The following is a 215-nucleotide window of genomic DNA, read 5'->3' as shown; positions in this document are numbered from 1 at the left end:
CCCGGGCGACACCCTCGGCGACCGCGACCAGGCGGTAGGCGGACCCGGCCAGAGACGCGACCGAGGCGACCAGCAACGCGATGTGCTCGGCCTCCTCGTCGTCCTCCGGCCCGAAGGCGGCCCTCAGCCCTGCCGTGACCGTGAACGCAGGCCGCTGCCCGGGGAGCGTCCCGGATGTCGCCCATTCGGCCAGTTCGACGAACGTCACGGGGACG

Annotated in this window: 1 protein-coding gene; it reads right to left on the bottom strand. The window is 74.0% G+C overall.

Annotated features, from left to right (window positions below):
• A partial coding sequence (locus tag BN358_RS27080; RefSeq protein WP_019229181.1) for a hypothetical protein occupies window positions 1-215 on the bottom strand: 215 nt, incomplete at both ends.

This window comes from Sedimentibacter sp. B4 (assembly GCF_000309315.1).
GTDB lineage: Bacteria > Bacillota > Clostridia > Tissierellales > Sedimentibacteraceae > Sedimentibacter > Sedimentibacter saalensis.
This window is presented reverse-complemented; position numbering and strand designations above follow the sequence as displayed.